Annotated in this window: 15 protein-coding genes and 2 tRNA genes; 5 read left to right on the top strand and 12 right to left on the bottom strand. The window is 71.6% G+C overall.

The window, feature by feature from the left end; all coding sequences use genetic code 11:
• Positions 1 to 209 precede the first annotated feature (209 nt).
• Positions 210 to 1,442 carry a hypothetical protein gene (locus QIT00_RS21180; RefSeq protein ID WP_282536903.1) on the top strand — a complete coding sequence of 411 codons (1,233 nt, stop codon included), beginning with the start codon at positions 210 to 212 and terminating at the stop codon, positions 1,440 to 1,442.
• A 43-nt stretch (positions 1,443 to 1,485) separates the two neighbouring features.
• A complete protein-coding gene (locus tag QIT00_RS21175) occupies positions 1,486 to 3,063 on the top strand; it encodes an NADH-quinone oxidoreductase subunit NuoF family protein (protein WP_282536902.1) in 1,578 nt (525 codons plus the stop codon).
• Positions 3,064 to 3,127: 64 nt separating this feature from the next.
• On the opposite strand, the gene QIT00_RS21170 is transcribed toward QIT00_RS21175, so the two are convergent.
• Positions 3,128 to 3,200, bottom strand: a tRNA-Ala gene (locus QIT00_RS21170).
• A 244-nt stretch (positions 3,201 to 3,444) separates the two neighbouring features.
• On the opposite strand from QIT00_RS21170, the gene QIT00_RS21165 reads away from it, so the two are divergent.
• Positions 3,445 to 4,710 carry a glycosyltransferase 87 family protein gene (locus QIT00_RS21165; RefSeq protein ID WP_282537004.1) on the top strand — a complete coding sequence of 422 codons (1,266 nt, stop codon included), beginning with the start codon at positions 3,445 to 3,447 and terminating at the stop codon, positions 4,708 to 4,710.
• Here QIT00_RS21165 and QIT00_RS21160 read toward each other — a convergent pair.
• The 3 genes from QIT00_RS21160 to QIT00_RS21150 all read right to left on the bottom strand — a co-directional run bounded on the left by QIT00_RS21160 (position 4,689) and on the right by QIT00_RS21150 (position 6,691).
• Positions 4,689 to 4,922, bottom strand: a complete 234-nt coding sequence (locus QIT00_RS21160) for a hypothetical protein (protein ID WP_282536901.1) — start codon at positions 4,920 to 4,922, stop codon at positions 4,689 to 4,691. The genes QIT00_RS21165 and QIT00_RS21160 overlap by 22 nt on opposite strands.
• A 3-nt stretch (positions 4,923 to 4,925) precedes the next feature.
• On the bottom strand, positions 4,926 to 5,159 hold the full coding sequence (locus QIT00_RS21155) for a hypothetical protein (RefSeq protein WP_282536900.1): 234 nt from the start codon (positions 5,157 to 5,159) through the stop codon (positions 4,926 to 4,928).
• An 89-nt stretch (positions 5,160 to 5,248) separates the two neighbouring features.
• Positions 5,249 to 6,691 (bottom strand): MFS transporter, encoded by a 1,443-nt coding sequence (locus tag QIT00_RS21150; RefSeq protein WP_408909817.1) that lies wholly within the window; start codon positions 6,689 to 6,691, stop codon positions 5,249 to 5,251.
• Between the two features lie 103 nt (positions 6,692 to 6,794).
• Here QIT00_RS21150 and QIT00_RS21145 point away from each other — a divergent pair, with 103 nt between their 5' ends.
• Positions 6,795 to 7,652 carry a helix-turn-helix transcriptional regulator gene (locus QIT00_RS21145; RefSeq protein ID WP_408909816.1) on the top strand — a complete coding sequence of 286 codons (858 nt, stop codon included), beginning with the start codon at positions 6,795 to 6,797 and terminating at the stop codon, positions 7,650 to 7,652.
• A gap of 107 nt (positions 7,653 to 7,759) precedes the next feature.
• On the opposite strand, the gene QIT00_RS21140 is transcribed toward QIT00_RS21145, so the two are convergent.
• From QIT00_RS21140 to QIT00_RS21110, 7 genes are all read right to left on the bottom strand, one after another.
• Positions 7,760 to 7,832, bottom strand: a tRNA-Ala gene (locus tag QIT00_RS21140).
• A gap of 94 nt (positions 7,833 to 7,926) precedes the next feature.
• Positions 7,927 to 8,598, bottom strand: coding sequence for a histidine phosphatase family protein (locus QIT00_RS21135; protein WP_282536898.1), 672 nt, complete (start codon positions 8,596 to 8,598; stop codon positions 7,927 to 7,929).
• Positions 8,595 to 9,035 (bottom strand): ribosome silencing factor, encoded by a 441-nt coding sequence (gene rsfS / locus QIT00_RS21130; RefSeq protein WP_282536897.1) that lies wholly within the window; start codon positions 9,033 to 9,035, stop codon positions 8,595 to 8,597. Before rsfS ends, QIT00_RS21135 begins: the two co-directional genes overlap by 4 nt.
• A gap of 141 nt (positions 9,036 to 9,176) precedes the next feature.
• Positions 9,177 to 10,994: an LCP family protein gene (locus tag QIT00_RS21125; protein ID WP_282536896.1), complete on the bottom strand. Its 1,818-nt coding sequence runs from the start codon at positions 10,992 to 10,994 to the stop codon at positions 9,177 to 9,179.
• Positions 10,995 to 11,010: 16 nt separating this feature from the next.
• The gene (gene nadD / locus QIT00_RS21120; RefSeq protein ID WP_282536895.1) at positions 11,011 to 11,637 is read right to left on the bottom strand and encodes a nicotinate-nucleotide adenylyltransferase; all 627 of its coding nucleotides are present in this window, start codon (positions 11,635 to 11,637) and stop codon (positions 11,011 to 11,013) included.
• A gap of 54 nt (positions 11,638 to 11,691) precedes the next feature.
• Positions 11,692 to 11,856, bottom strand: coding sequence for a hypothetical protein (locus QIT00_RS21115; RefSeq protein WP_282536894.1), 165 nt, complete (start codon positions 11,854 to 11,856; stop codon positions 11,692 to 11,694).
• 123 nt (positions 11,857 to 11,979) lie between these two features.
• Positions 11,980 to 12,165, bottom strand: a complete 186-nt coding sequence (locus tag QIT00_RS21110; RefSeq protein ID WP_282536893.1) for a hypothetical protein — start codon at positions 12,163 to 12,165, stop codon at positions 11,980 to 11,982.
• Between the two features lie 145 nt (positions 12,166 to 12,310).
• Between QIT00_RS21110 and QIT00_RS21105 the strand changes: the two genes are divergently transcribed.
• Positions 12,311 to 13,489, top strand: coding sequence for a M48 family metallopeptidase (locus tag QIT00_RS21105; protein WP_282536892.1), 1,179 nt, complete (start codon positions 12,311 to 12,313; stop codon positions 13,487 to 13,489).
• Positions 13,490 to 13,558: 69 nt separating this feature from the next.
• Here QIT00_RS21105 and QIT00_RS21100 read toward each other — a convergent pair whose 3' ends face one another.
• Positions 13,559 to 14,680 carry an SCO2583 family membrane protein gene (locus tag QIT00_RS21100; protein ID WP_282536891.1) on the bottom strand — a complete coding sequence of 374 codons (1,122 nt, stop codon included), beginning with the start codon at positions 14,678 to 14,680 and terminating at the stop codon, positions 13,559 to 13,561.
• Positions 14,681 to 14,797 lie beyond the last annotated feature (117 nt).

Raw genomic sequence — 14,797 nt, 5'->3', positions numbered from 1 at the left:
GCGTACCGGCGCCTATCGGGGCAACACAACAGACCGATCGCCACTGGATAACAACGCAATAACTCGAACCCCTTACTGGCCGGTATGGAGCCACTTAGCATGCGGCCCGGGACGCGCTTTGCCGAACCATTCGGAGTGACCCCATGAACCCTCCACAAGCTTCTGCGCACGTTCGAGATCCACATCAACGCTCCGGTCCCGCACCGGAGTTGAGCCGCACCGCTCGCGGCGGTCTGGTCGCCGCGCTGCTCCTCCTGATCCCCCTCGTCGTCCTCACCGGGGGCGACGGGCTGCGGGGCGCCCTCGACTTCACCACAGGAGTGCTCGCCCTCGTCGCCCTGACCTGCTCGATCGTCTGGGGCCTGGTCGCCTCCGACCGGATCTTCCTCAGCACCCGCCACAGACTGCTCGCCCAGGCAGTGCACCGGGCCACGGCGATCGCCGCGATCGGGTTCCTGCTGCTGCACGGCACAGTGAAGGTGGCCCTCGACCACGTGTCGCTCGTCGGCGCCCTGGTGCCGTTCTCGCTCGGCCCGAGCGGAACGGGCGTACTGATCGGCCTGGGCGCCCTGGCCGGGCTGCTCATGCTGGTCACCGGCGTCACGGGAGCCCTGCGCAGCGCCTTCGCCTCCCCGGCCCGGGTCGCCGGCCGCTGGCGCGCGCTGCACACCCTGGCCTACCCGGCCTGGTGCGCGGCGCTCGCGCACGGCCTGTACGCGGGCCGAGAGCCCAGTGGCTGGGTCGTCGCGCTGTACTGCCTGTGCCTGGTCGCCGTCGGCGGCGCCCTGGCCCTGCGCTCCGCACCCGCGCCGATCAAGCGCCAGGTGGCCCGCCGCCTCCTGGACCTGCTCGACCAGGCACCGCGCGGCCGCCGATCCGCCCACCGGCAGCCGCCCCGCAGGCAGACCCCACTGCCCGGAATGGAGCCCACCCCGACCGCACCGCGGACAGCCACCGACATCCCCACCCGACCCGACTGGACACCGCCCACGCCACCGGGCGGACAGGAGCACGATTTCGCTCCCTACGGGCAGGAGCACCGCCTCGACGCGCGCGCCCCCGAACACCGCTACGCGCCGCCCCCTCCCCCGCTCGGCGAAGCCCCTCCCCAGCCGTCCGTCGGACCGGCGGCAAGGACCGACATGACGGCCGCCTACCGCGCCCTGTCCGCGCCCTACGGCCACCAACCCGCCCCGCTGCCACCCCGGCCGACGCGCGCCCCGCACACGGGCCAGGAGCCGCCCGCGTACACACCGCGCGCATACGACCCGTACGACTCCGGGGAGACGCCGGCGGTCACGCCACGCCCCTGTGCGGAGAGCGAGGAACCCGACAGCGCCCGCCCTGCCCCCCACCTCCCCGCGCAACAGCACAGGCCCTACGGGCAGCCCACGTCCGGTGAGCCCTGGAGCACATCCGGCTCCACAGGAGGCTGTCCTTGAAATCCCGCTCTCCAGGGAGCCGTCCCTCTCCAGGAGGCCGTCCTTGAACGCTCCGCTCCCCGACGTCCCCGAAGTGCGAGTCGTCGGCCTCCCCCAACTCACCTCGGGCTTCGACCTGGTCGAGCGGCTCGACCTGGCCATGCACCTCAAGGTGCACGGTCCGCTGGAGCCGGTGGCCGGTGAGCGGCTCGCCGCGCTGGCCGACGAGGTACTGCTGCGCGGCCGCGGCGGCGCCGGTTTCCCCTTCGCGAGAAAGCTGCGGGCCGTCGCCCACACCGCGATCGGCCGCGGCATCCGTCCGGTCGTCGTGGTCAACGGCAGCGAGGACGAGCCCGCCTGCCGCAAGGACACCGTGCTCCTCAACCGTGCGCCGCACCTCGTCCTCGACGGCGCACTCCTAGCCGCCGAGGCACTGGGCGCACGCACCCTGGTGATCGGTGTCACCCGCGACTCGACCGAGGCGGCGATGACAGCGGCCCTCGCCGAAAGAGGCCTCACCAACCGCCGAAACGCGGCACTACGCGCGCGTGTCCAGCGAAACCCGCACCGCATGGTGACCGGCGAGGCATCCGCCCTGGTGCGCTCCGCCGAGGGCGGCCCCGCTCTGCCGCCGGGGCGCAAGGTCCGCGCGTCGGACGCCGGTGTCGGTGGCGCGCCCACGCTGCTGTCCAACGCGGAGACGTTCGCCCAACTCGCCGTGGCCGCACGGATCGGGCCGGCCCGCTACCGCAACACCGGCCTGCGCGACGAACCCGGCACCGTACTGCTGACCCTCTCCGGCTCGGTGGCCCGCCCCATGGTCATCGAGGTGCCCACGGGCGTGCCGCTGCGCTACGTCCTTCAACTGGCCGGCGCCCCGCCGCTCCCCCAGGGCGTGCTGACGGGCGGCTATCACGGCCGCTGGCTTGACGCGACGGCCGCACGCGACGCGATCGTGTCCCGCGCCGCCCTCGAGGCGATGGGCGGCGCCCTGGGCGCGGGCGCGGTGCTGCCGATCGGCCCCGAGACGTGCCCGGTCGGCGAGGCTCTGCGGGTGGCGAACTGGCTGGCCGCGGAGAGCTCCGGCCAGTGCGGCCCCTGCCGCCTCGGCCTGCCCGCAGCGGCGGGCGGCCTCGCCGACCTCCTCACGGGCGGCGGCCCCACGGCACTCGAAGCGCTGCGCGAGGTGATCGCGGCGGTCCGCGGGCGGGGGGCCTGCAAGCACCCGGACGGTACGGCGAGCTTCGTGGAATCGACGCTGGCGGCGTTCGCGGACGACGTGGCAGCGCATGTGCTGAGCGGTGGCTGCGGCCGTCGTACCAGAGGCCTACTGCCGCTGCCCACCGCCGCCGGAGCGCCCGATCCCGGGGCGACGAGCGGGGAGCGGCTCGCCGTCGACTGGACCCTCTGCGAGGGGCACGGACTCTGCGCGGACGTCGTGCCCGAGCTGATCAGGCTCGGCCCCGACGGCTTCCCCGCGGTCGCGGACGCCTCGGTGCCGCTGCAGCTGCGCGGACGCGCTCAGCGGGCCGTACGGCGCTGTCCCGCGCTCGCCCTGCGCCTGGAGCGGACCGCCCCTGAGGGGCGCCCCGCCCTGCCCGGACCACTCGGCCGCAAGGCCCTGGACAGCGGCCGGAGTTGAACCGAACAGGCACACACAAAGAGAGCGGGTCGTCCGATCCGGACGACCCGCTCTCCAACTTCTGTGGAGCTAAGGAGAATTGAACTCCTGACCTCTTGCATGCCATGCAAGCGCTCTACCAACTGAGCTATAGCCCCTCGCGGTGTGCCGCCCGGGTCTTCCCCGCGGCGACGTCGACAACAGTACCGGTCCCCCGCCGCTCCTCCAAATCGTTTGTCCGCCCCACCGGCGACGATGTGCCACCCGGTACTGTCAGCACGCGTGACCACACAGGGACGAGCGGCCGCGAACACCGACGAAGGGCCCGAGCAGGACCGTGCCGGAGCCGATGCCCAGCCCCGTCCGGACGGCGGCACGGCAGGCCCCGGCCGGCGTCGGCTCCTGATCGCCCTCCTGGTCTGCCTGGCGTCGTTCAGCGCCTTCTGGGTCGCCCAGCGCCTCGCCGGCGTCACGCTCCTCGACGTGATGGTCTACCGCGCCGAGGGCTGGACCGTCCGCAACGGCGGCGACCTGTACGCCCTGGAAGCGACCATCCACAAGCTGCCGACGACGTACCCGCCGTTCGCCGCCCTGCTGTTCACGCCGCTGACGCTGCTCGGCGTCCCGGAGATGCGCACCTTCGCGACCGGCTTCAACCTGGTGCTCGTCCTGGCCGTCGTCCACCTGTCACTGCGCCTGATCGGCGTCGAGCGGCGCTCGCAGCGGCTCGTGGTCGCGCTGTGGGTGGCCGCGCTGCTCGTGTGGTGCGAGCCGGTCTGGACGACGCTGCGGTACGGGCAGATCAACCTGCTCCTCGCCGTGCTCGTGCTGTGGGACCTGACCCGCCGCCCCGGCAACCGCTGGGCCGGGATCGGCATCGGCGTCGCGGCCGCGATCAAGCTCACGCCCGCGCTGTTCGCCGTCATGCTGGCGCTGGCGGGCCTCGTTCAGGCGGTGCGCCTCGCGCGTGCCGGGCAGCGGTGGTGGAACCCGTGGCTGCGCCGCTCCGTGCTGGCCACGGTCACGTTCCTCGCGGTCACCGCGGCGTCCTGGCTGGTCCTGCCGTACGACTCGAAGCGGTTCTGGACGGAGATGGTGTTCGCCGCGAGCCGTCCGGGCCAGGCCGAGGACACCGCGAACCAGTCCTTGCGCGGTGTTCTGGCGCGGCTGCTGCACACCGCCGACCCGGGCGCCGCCTACACGGTGGTGGCGGCTCTCGTCGCCGTGGCCGGGCTCACCGTGTCGGTCGTCTCGCTGCTTCGCGCGCGCGACTCCTGGGCGGTCACCTCCTGTGCGGTGACCGCGTTGCTGATCAGCCCGATCTCGTGGTCGCACCACTGGGTGTGGATCGTGCCGGTACTGATCCTGCTCGGCGCGGAGGCACGGCACACGCGCGGTGCGTGGTTCAGGGCGGGGACGGCCGGGATGGCGGTGCTGTTCTTCTCGTTCGCGCTGTGGTGGGTGCCGCACGCCGGAGGGAGCGCCACGTCACGTCCCGAACTCGACCAGAACGCCTGGCAGTTCATGCTCTCCGCGGGCTACACGCTGGCCGGCCTCGCGTTCCTCGCCGTGGCCGCCCGGCGACTGCGCGAAAACCGGCACCACGCGCGCGTGCCGGTGCCGAGGCAGCCTCAGGACGCCAAGCCTCAGGCCGTCGCGAACGAGTAGAAGCGCTTGAGCGTGCAGTGCTCGTCCAGGAGCCTGCCGTAGATCGGCTCGCCCTCGAGTTCGCGGTACGTCTCGATGGGGTCGCCTTTTATGATCAGTGCCCGCGCGCATTCCTCGCACCAGTACTGGTACTCGGAGTTGACCGGCTCCATGTCGCGGACGATCGGCGTACCACTGCCGCACCAGTCGCACTTCCGCCTGTGTGCACCCATCGATCAGCTCCAGCTGTGGCCGCAGGCCGTGCACACGTAGGAGATCCCTCCGTTGTCGCCGAGGACCTGGGCGACGTGGGCGGAACCGCAGGACGGGCAGTTGAGGGAGGTGCGGACCGCGGGGCACTCGCACGGGGGGCAGGTGAAACGGAGCGCGTACTCCGGCAACCAGTCGTAGCCCTGCGCCTCGGCCACGTCGAGCAGGTCGTTGACCTCCTCGAGGATGCTCGCAGGCATCGCGCTTCTCCCTCCCGTCGGGCGCCCTTCGCCGGTTGTGCAGCCCCCTCTTCCGGCCCGCCCGATTCTGCCACGGACCGCCAGATGGGTCAGCGACGCGCGCGTACCGGTCCGGATACGGCGCCCAGGGCCGCGGTCACCGCAAGTGCCAGGCAGCACACCAGAAGGGCGTCGGCGGAGCGCTGCCCGGCCGAGACGGCCGCCGTGTCCGCGAGGCGGCCGAGGAAGAGGCTGCCGAACACGGCCACGCCGACGAGCTGACCGAGTTGTGTGACGGTCGCGAGCAGCCCGCTGGCGTCCGCCGCGTCCTCCTGGCGTACGCCGGCGAGGGCGCCGGTCAGGGACGGGCTGTAGCCCAGCGCGAGGCCCAGGCCGACGGCCGCGAACGCCACGTACAGCCACGGACCTCCGAAGGAGCCGTCGCGCAGCAGCAGGCCGACCGCCGCACCGGACACCGCGGCCACGGTGAACCCGGCCGGGACCAGGGCCCTTTGGAGCGGTCGCGGCCAGCGCGCCCAGGTCAGTCCGACCACGCCGAACACCACGGCCGTCGGCGCGAAGGTGAGCCCCGTCCGGAGCGCACTGTGTCCGAGCCCTGCCTGGAAGTGCAGGGTCAGGACGAACAGGAAGCCCGCGTTCACCGCCATGACGAGCAGGATCCGGAGGGCTGCCACGCCGATCCCGGGAATCCGCAGCACGCGCGGGGCGATGAGCGGCGCGCCGCCGCGCGTGGAGAGGCGATGCTCGTACGCCACGAATACGGCCAGAAAAGCGGCACTTGAGGCGAGGGAGAGCCAGGACCACAGCGGCCAGTCCTGTTCCTGGCCGAGCACGAGCGGGACCGTGAACAGCGAGACGGCCGCGGCGAGCAGCAGCAGTCCCGGCAGGTCGAAGGCGCGGGGTGCCCGCGCGCGGCTGTCGCGGGGCAGCACCCGGGCTCCTGCGGCGAGCAGGGCGAGGCCGATCGGGACGTTGACGAGGAACACGGGCCGCCAGCCGCTGCCGAACAGATCGGCCGCGACCAGGACCCCGCCGACGACCTGTCCCGCCGCGGCGCCGACGGCGAGGACCGCGGCATAGGCGCCGAGGGCCCGCACGCGCGCGTGGCCCGTGAAGTTCCGCTGGATCAGGCTGAGCACCTGCGGAATCATCACCGCCGCCCCCGCGCCCTGGCCGAGCCGGAAGGCGATCAACTGGCCCGTGTTCTGGGCGAGTCCACAGGCCAGCGAGGCGGCCGTGAAGAACGCGAGCCCCAGGAGCATCACCCGTCTGTTCCCGAACCGGTCCCCGAGCCGCGCGCCGGTGATCAGGAGCACCGCGTACGAGACGGTGTAGCCGGCCACCACGAGCTGCAGGCCCGCGCCGGACGCGGCGAGTTCGGCGCGGATGGTGGGCGCCGCGACGTTCACGATGAAGACGTCGAGAAGCGCCATGAACTGGGCGGCGAGCACCACCGCGAGGAGCCTGCGGGACCGCACGGGAGTCGCGTTGTCAGTGCCAAGGTCTTTACTGGGCACAGCGGTTGTCGTCATGGCAGCGAGCGTGACCGCCCACGCCCGCGCCTCACGAGAGCCCGCTGATACGGGTACTGACAGCACCTGGCAACAGCACCCGATCCGATCGACCCTGGGGGATGTGACGACCGTGACGGAGACAGTGGGTACCAGGGGCCGCAGGCCCGAGCTGGCCGCGTTCCTGCGCAGCCGCCGGGCCCGGGTGACCCCCGCCGACGTGGGCATGCCACCGGGCCTGCGCCGCCGCACCCCCGGCCTGCGCCGCGAGGAGGTCGCCCAGCTCTCCGGTGTGGGGGTGACCTGGTACACGTGGCTGGAGCAGGGCCGCCCCATCAACGCCTCACCGCAGGTCCTGGACGCCGTGGCGCGCACTCTGCGCCTGGACGAGGCCGAGCGCGAGCACCTCTACCAACTGGCGGAGGTGGCGTACGTACCACCGCGCGGCCACGCCACGGACTGCGTCGGCCCGGAGATCCAGGGCGTCCTCGACGCCCTGGACCCGCACCCGGCGGTGGTCTACAACGCGCGGTACGACGTCCTCGCCACCAATCCCGCCTATCGGGACCTCTTCGACACTCCGGCGATCCGCTCGGTGGGCGTCTACAACACGCTGTGGGCGCTGTTCACGCTCGACGAGACGGAGTGCCCGGTGGTGTTCCGGGACACGGAGCTCCCGATGATGGTGGCCCAGTTGCGCCAGGCGTACGGCTCCCACGTGGGCGAGTCCGCCTGGGAGGACTTCGTGCGCGGTCTGTCCGCCGCGAGCCCGTACTTCGCGGAGCTGTGGCGCAGTGGGAACGTGGTGACGCCCGGCCCGCGCGTGAAGACCTTCCGGCACAGAAAGGTCGGCGAGATACGCATGACGTCGGTGTCCCTGTCGATCAACGGCATGCCCGAGTGCCGGATCGTGGCGTACACCCCGGCCGACGAGGAGAGCAGGTCCCGCACGGCCGCGCTGGGCGCTCACCGGCGCAGCTGACCGCTCTGTACGGGCGGGCCCGTGCGCAGGGAGTCGGACGGGTCGTACTAAAGGCCGCGTACAACGCGAAATCCCGCCCCCTGACGGGGACGGGATTCCGGTGACTGTGGAGCTAAGGAGAATTGAACTCCTGACCTCTTGCATGCCATGCAAGCGCTCTACCAACTGAGCTATAGCCCCTGGTGTTCTTCCCGCTCGGCGGGCGAACAAGAAGAACTTTAGCCTGCGACCTGCCGGAAAGTGAAATCCGGGTTCCTGGCCTCCGGCGGCGGGATCAGTCGTCGTCGCCGAGGACCGGCTCCGGCAGTGTGCCCGCGTTGTGCTCGAGCAGCCGCCAGCCGCGGGCGCCCTCGCCGAGCACCGACCAGCAGCAGTTCGAGAGGCCGCCGAGGCCCTCCCAGTGGTGCGGATCGAGGCCGAGGAGCCTGCCGATCGTGGTGCGGATCGTGCCGCCGTGGCTGACGACGACGAGCGTGCCGCCGTCGGGCAGCTTGTCCGCGTGCCCGAGGACGACGGGCGCGGCCCGCTCGGCGACCTCGGTCTCCAGCTCGCCGCCGCCCCTGCGCACGGGCTCGCCGCGCTTCCACGCGGCGTACTGCTCGCCGTACTGCGCGATGATCTCGTCGTGCGTGAGGCCCTGCCAGTGGCCGGCGTAGGTCTCCCGCAGGGCTTCGTCGTGCGTGACGTCGAGGCCGGTCAGGGAGGCCAGTTCGGTGGCGGTGGTGGCGGCGCGCTTGAGGTCGGACGCGACGATGGCGTCCGGCTTCAGGGAGGCGAGCAGCCGGGCCGAGCGGCGGGCCTGGGCCACGCCCTCGTCGGTCAGCTCGATGTCCGTGCTGCCCTGGAAGCGGCGCTCCAGGTTCCAGGCCGTCTGGCCGTGCCGCCACAGGATGAGGCGGCGGCCGCGGCCGCCGGAGGCGTTCAGGAACGAGCTCTTGGAGCTCACCGGAGGTCTCCGGCGCTGTCGGCGTCCGCCTCCTGCTGCTCGGCGTGCTCGGCGCCCTTGCCGCGGGTGGCCTTGGCGTCCGCGGGCAGGTCCAGCTCGGGGCAGTCCTTCCACAGGCGCTCAAGGGCGTAGAACACGCGCTCTTCGCTGTGCTGGACGTGCACCACGATGTCCACGTAGTCGAGGAGGATCCAGCGGGCCTCGCGGTCGCCCTCGCGGCGCACGGGCTTGGCGCCGAGCTGCTTGTTGAGCTGCTCCTCGATCTCGTCGACGATCGACTTGACCTGGCGGTCGTTGGGCGCGGAGGCCAGCACGAAGGCGTCCGTGATGGCAAGGACGTCGCTGACGTCGTAGGCGATGATGTCGTGCGCGAGCTTGTCGGCGGCCGCCTGCGCGGCAACGTTGATGAGCTCGATGGAGCGGTCCGTCGCGGTCACTACGAGGCTTTCTTTAGGCGGTCAGTACCCGTCAAGGGTCTCACGGACCATGGACAGCCCCTCCAACCATTACTCGGGCCCCGGCTGCACACGCGCGTGCGGCCGGGGCCCGAGGCGGTACGGGGCGCCGGTGCGGGCGGCTCAGCCCGCGCGGTAGTCGGCGCCGAGGACGACTCCGACGTCGGCGTTCGCTGCGACCTTGCCCTTCCTGACGGCGCTGCTCGGCAGGTCGAGGGTCTTGGCGACCTCCTCCGCCTCCGCCTTCTGGGCGGCATCGGCGTACGTGACCTGCGACGCCGTGCCCGCCCGTGCCCTGCCCTGGACGACGGCCCAGCCGCCGTTGACGAGGTCGACGCGGGCGCTCTGCACCGACTGCTCGGCGCCGGAGACGCTGATGCGCACCGTGTCGCCCTGGTCGGGGTTCTTGACCTTGCCGCCGAGGACGTCCTTGACCACGGCCCGCGTGGCCTGCTCGGTGAGGGTGCCGTCCTGCTGCACGGGCAGAACCGACGTCTTGTAAGCGCCGGTTTTCGCGTGCTCGGCGAGCTTCGCGAGCGAGGCGCCCAGATCGTTCTCCTTGAGAGACGGATCGAGGATCTGGGTGAGGGTCTTGACGGTGGTGGTGGCGGCGTCCGGGTCGCTGGAGATCTTCCGCAGTACGCCGTGCATGACCGCGCCGAACCGCTCCAGCTGCGCCGTCTCGCTCTCGCCCGGTGCCCTGTAGGTGGCGTACGCGACGGCCATCGGGCCGCTCAGGGTCTGCTTCTCGCCCTTCTTGACGAGCGGAGCCTCGCCCTTCTTCTTGGCTTCCGGGTCCGGCACGTTCGCATCGGTGTCGATCTCGATGTTGCCGACGAGTTCGACGAGGTTGTTGAGGTACGGGGTGTCGAGGCGCCAGGTGCCCTCGATGCTGGTGCCGAGGAGCGAGTCGATGGCCTGGCGGGTGCCGCCGGCGCCGTCTTCGTCGACGGACTTGCCGAGGGTGGTGGCGGCACCGTCCTCGTCGGTCACGGAGAGCGAGTTGGGCAGCAGCACGGTGTAGCCCTGCCCGTTGGTGGTGTTGTCGACGAGCAGGGCGGTGGAGGTGCCGCGCTTCTTGGTGTTGTGCAGGTGGAGCACGATCACGTCGCGCTTCTGCGGCCCGCTCGCCGTGGCGCCGCCGCCCTCCGAGCCGGACAGGCCGGGCAGCTTGCCCGCGTACCAGAGGTAGCCGACGCCTCCGGTCAGGGCGAGCGCGAGCACGACGACGAGGGCGATCAGGCGGTTGCGGCCGCGGCGCTTGGCCTCTTCGCGGCGCTCCGTGCGGGACTCGGTGAACTTCAGCCAGTCGATGACGTCCTCGGACTCGTCGTCCGGCTCCTCGACGAACTGGAACTGCTCGGTGCGGTACTCATCGCGGTACTGATCCTCCGCGCGTGACTGCCCGGGCACCTGGGCCTGGTTCCGCTGCGGAGGGGTCTGCGGCTGCGGCTCGGGACGTGGCTGCTCCGGGCGCTGCGGCTCGGGGCGCTGCGGCCCGGGGTGCGGCTGCTGCGGCACCCACGCGGTCTGCTCGTCGACGCGCTGCTGCTGTCCGGTGCCGGCCGCCTGCCCGTACGGGTCGTACGCGGTGTCGCGGCCCTGGCCGTACGCCGGGTCGCCGTACCCCTGATCGCCGTACCTCTGATCGCCGTATCCGCCCTGGCCGTAGCCGCCGTTGTCGTAGGCGGTGTTGCCGTAGGCCGTGGTGTCGTAGCCGCCGGTGTCGTAGCCGGACTGCTCGGCGTACGGGTCGTAGCCGTAGCCCTGGGGCTGCTGCTGGTTCCCGTACGGGTCGTAGCCCTGGGGCTGCTGCGGGGGCTGCTGGGCCTGCTGCGGGGAGACCTGCTGGTACACCGGCTGCCCGTACTCGTCGTAGCCGACGATCTCGTAGCGGCCCTCTGCGTACGGGTCGTAAGGCTCGTACTGTCGGTCGTTCACCGGTGCCCCTCTCGGCTCACTCGCCGCGGTACAGCTCGCGCTTGTCGATGTAGCGCACCACGCCGTCCGGCACCAGATACCAGACCGGGTCACCCTTGGCGACCCGCGCGCGGCAGTCCGTCGAGGAGATCGCGAGGGCGGGCACCTCGACCAGCGAGACCCCGCCTTCCGGAAGACCGTCGTCCGAAAGGTGGTGGCCCGGCCGGGTGCAGCCGATGAAGTGCGCGAGGGAGAAGAGCTCGTCCGCGTCCCGCCAGGTGAGGATCTGGCCGAGTGCGTCGGCACCGGTGATGAAGAACAGATCCGTGTCGGGGTTGAGCGCGCGCAGATCGCGCAGAGTGTCGATCGTGTACGTCGGTCCGCCGCGGTCGATGTCGATGCGGCTGACCGAGAACTGCGGGTTCTCCGCCGTCGCGATGACCGTCATGAGGTAGCGGTCCTCTGCCGGGGAGACGGCCTTGTGGCTCTTCTGCCACGGCTGACCGGTCGGCACGAACACGACCTCGTCCAGGTGGAACTGAGCGGCCACCTCGCTGGCGGCCACCAGGTGCCCGTGGTGGATCGGGTCAAACGTTCCGCCCATGACGCCGAGACGGCGCTTGCCCGAGATCGACGGGCCGGTAGGCATGTCCTGCTCTCCCATGCGTGCAGACCCTACCGGCCTTGGGCAAGTGGCCCGTCGGCGGCTGTGTGCGGATCAGCGGTCGCGGTTGAAGCGGGTGGTGATCCAGAGGAGCAGCATGAGCCCGAGGAACGCACCGATACCGGTGACGTAAGGGCTGATGCTGGCGTGCTCGTCTACGTGCTCACCGCCGCCGGAGGCGAGGGTGACCAGCTGGGCGGTGGTGGTGTGGAGGCTCATCGTCGGCAGGACCTATCCGGGTGGGAGCGGGCTTGAGACTTCCCGCACATCGTATGCGGGCACCTCGCGGGCGCTCACGCCGACTCAGGCATCGGGGACCGGTGGAGGTTCGGGGGGTCTTGCTCAGGCGTCGTCGCCGTCGTCGTCCGCGTCCCTGCGGTAGCCGCGGAGCAGCAGCCAGGCGAGCAGGGCGGCGCCGACGAGGGAGGCGACGAGGACGATCCGCAGGGTGTTGCCCGGCCCCTGGTCCTCCGCGGCGAACTCGGCGAACTCGGCGGCGGCCAGCAGGGCGCTGTGGCCGTACTCCATGACTCGTACTCCTTCGGTGTGCTGCCAGGCCACCGTAGCCCGCGCGGGAAAAACGGATCGATGTGACCCCGCCGCGGCGGAACCGAAGCGCATAGGCTGGACGTTCTTGGGGGGCGGGACCAGCCGCAGAGAATTTGGGGGCCACATGACCGAGAACTCCGGACGCCACGAGAACCTCCCGGGCCGGCAGCGCCGACGCTTCCCCGGGATCTCCTCGCGGGCGTACGAACACCCGGCGGACCGTTCGGCGCTGGTGGCCCTGCGCCGGCTCAGCGGTTTCGACACGGTGTTCAAGGCGCTCAGCGGTCTGCTGCCGGAGCGCAGCCTGCGGCTGCTGTTCCTGTCGGACTCGGTGCGGGTGAGCGACGCCCAGTTCGCGCACCTCAACACCATGCTGCGCGACGCCTGTTACATCCTGGACCTGGAGAAGGTCCCGCCGATGTACGTCACGCAGGACCCCAAGCCGAACGCGATGTGCATCGGTCTGGACGAGCCGATCATCGTCGTCACGACCGGCCTGGTGGAGCTGCTCGACGAGGAGGAGATGCGCGCCGTCGTCGGCCACGAGGCGGGGCACGCCCTGTCCGGCCACTCGGTGTACCGCACGATCCTGCTGTTCCTCACCAACCTCGCTCTGAAGGTGGCGTGGATCCCGCTGGGCAACGTCGCGATCATGGCGATCGTGACGGCGCTGCGCGAGTGGTTCCGCAAGTCGGAGCTGTCCGCGGACCGCGCGGGCCTGCTCGTCGGCCAGGATCTGCAGGCGTCGATGCGCGGCCTGATGAAGATCGCGGGCGGCAACCACCTGCACGAGATGAACGTGGACGCGTTCCTGGCCCAGGCCGAGGAGTACGAAGCGGGCGGCGACCTGCGCGACTCGGTCCTGAAGATCCTGAACGTCCTGCCCCGCTCGCACCCCTTCACCACGGTCCGCGCGGCCGAGCTGAAGCTCTGGTCCGAGACCCGTGACTACCAGCGGATCATGGACGGCCACTACCCGAGGCGTGACGAGGACAAGGACACCTCGGTCTCCGACTCCTTCCGTCAGTCCGCGTCGAGCTACGCCAGTGATGTCCGTACGTCCAAGGACCCGCTGATGAAGCTGGTCTCGGACATCGCGGGCGGCGCGGGTGACCTGGGCGGCAAGCTGCGGGACAGGTTCACGGGCGGAAGCGCCGGTACGAGCGGAACGGGCGGCGCCGCCGGACAGAACGGCACGGGCGAAGCGGACTCCGCGGGCGGTGCGGGCGGTGCAGGCGGTGCAGGCGGTGCAGGCGGCCAGGAGGACGACCGAGGCGAACGCGATGGCGACGACAACCGCTGACCAGCCCCTGACCTGCCCCTGACCAGCCCCTGACTGACCCGCCGGGCCGCGGGTAACAGCCCGTAGCGCCTAGTCACGCGGTGAGGGCTGGTCCGAGTCAGACGGTGAAGGCTGGGCCGCCCCCGCCAGTGATCCGCACAACGCCACGCTGCGCGGCCCGCTCGCATACGGGTCGGTGCCCGCGGGGCCGCCCGGCTTCGCCGTCTCTCCGGCGTGCAGGGGGCGCAGCCGGTCGGCCGAATCGGTGGAGCAGGAGAGCGGTCCGGCCTGGACGTGCGCGGCGAGCAGTTCGGTGCGCTGGCGCTGGAGGTCCTCGCGGTCGAAGCGGAAGTGCAGCTCGCGGCGGACGGTGAAGAGGCTGGCCCGCTCGTCGTCCCCGCCCACGGGCCGTACGGCGTAGACGAAGGTGTGCTCGGAGGTCACGTCGATGAGCTCGGAGTTCACCTCGGTGGCGCGCAGCCTGCCCTGGACGCGGACGCGCGGGTCAGCCAGCTCGGTGCGGGCGGGGTCGAACCGGACGAGCCAGCCGGTGGCGGCATGGCGGCCGTCGGCGGCGGGACTCTCGAAGCTGCGGTCGAACTGGTCCAGCTGGTCCGGGTCGAGCAGGATCCGCACGGAGCGCACCTCGCCCCCGGTGAGCGCGTCGGGGTCGAGGGAGGACGCCACGAGGTAGTCCTTCGCGGTGGTCAGGGCGGTGAGGACCTGGCTGTCGGAGAAGTGCTCGGTGCGCTGCTCCGCGGGCAGCCCGATCCCGGCGGCCCCGGTCTTGAACTGCTTGGCGGGACTGCCGGACAGCAGCTCGGCGACGCCCTGCGCGCCGGGCACGGGCCCGCGCGGCTCAAGGGGGACGACGGTCGTCCGCAGCGGGTCGGCGGGCCGGTGGCGAGGGGGCGGGGCCGGGTTGCGTACGCCCATGAAGATCGCCGTGGCGAAGGCGACCGCGATCAGCAGGACGAGGATCAGCGCCTGCCGGGACAGCGAGCCGGAAGCGGTGGCGGCAGCGGCGGGGCGGCGGCGCACGGCGGGCGTGTGCTCGCCGACGCGCTCGCGCGCGGAGAACTCCTGGAGGCGGGCAGCGCGTACGAACGACTCGTCGAAGACGACGGATCGGTACTCTTCCTCGCCTCCACCGGGGACGCCTTCTGGTGTGCCTTCGGGTGTGCCCTCAGGTGGGTCTCCAGGCCCGGCCATACTTTCAGGGTAGGTCTCCGGCGCCTCGGGTAAACGCGCTGGTACGCGTCAACTTCCGGCAGGGTCACAGAACTTACCGGCATGGACGTACCAGGACATACACAGGGCGTACGCAGG

Source organism: Streptomyces luteolus, assembly GCF_029968015.1.
Lineage (GTDB): Bacteria > Actinomycetota > Actinomycetes > Streptomycetales > Streptomycetaceae > Streptomyces > Streptomyces luteolus.
The sequence above is the reverse complement of the archived record's forward strand: the minus strand, read 5'-3'. Positions and strand labels throughout refer to the sequence as shown.

What these genes read in the sequence shown, in the direction of transcription:
- QIT00_RS21110 (WP_282536893.1), bottom strand. Translation starts at nt 12,165, where the DNA reads ATGGAGTACGGCCACAGCGCCCTGCTGGCCGCCGCCGAGTTCGCCGAG.
- QIT00_RS21105 (WP_282536892.1), top strand. Translation starts at nt 12,311, where the DNA reads ATGACCGAGAACTCCGGACGCCACGAGAACCTCCCGGGCCGGCAGCGC.
- QIT00_RS21115 (WP_282536894.1), bottom strand. Translation starts at nt 11,856, where the DNA reads ATGAGCCTCCACACCACCACCGCCCAGCTGGTCACCCTCGCCTCCGGC.
- QIT00_RS21155 (WP_282536900.1), bottom strand. Translation starts at nt 5,159, where the DNA reads ATGCCTGCGAGCATCCTCGAGGAGGTCAACGACCTGCTCGACGTGGCC.
- QIT00_RS21150 (WP_408909817.1), bottom strand. Translation starts at nt 6,691, where the DNA reads ATGACGACAACCGCTGTGCCCAGTAAAGACCTTGGCACTGACAACGCG.
- nadD (WP_282536895.1), bottom strand. Translation starts at nt 11,637, where the DNA reads ATGGGAGAGCAGGACATGCCTACCGGCCCGTCGATCTCGGGCAAGCGC.
- QIT00_RS21160 (WP_282536901.1), bottom strand. Translation starts at nt 4,922, where the DNA reads ATGGGTGCACACAGGCGGAAGTGCGACTGGTGCGGCAGTGGTACGCCG.
- QIT00_RS21100 (WP_282536891.1), bottom strand. Translation starts at nt 14,680, where the DNA reads ATGGCCGGGCCTGGAGACCCACCTGAGGGCACACCCGAAGGCACACCA.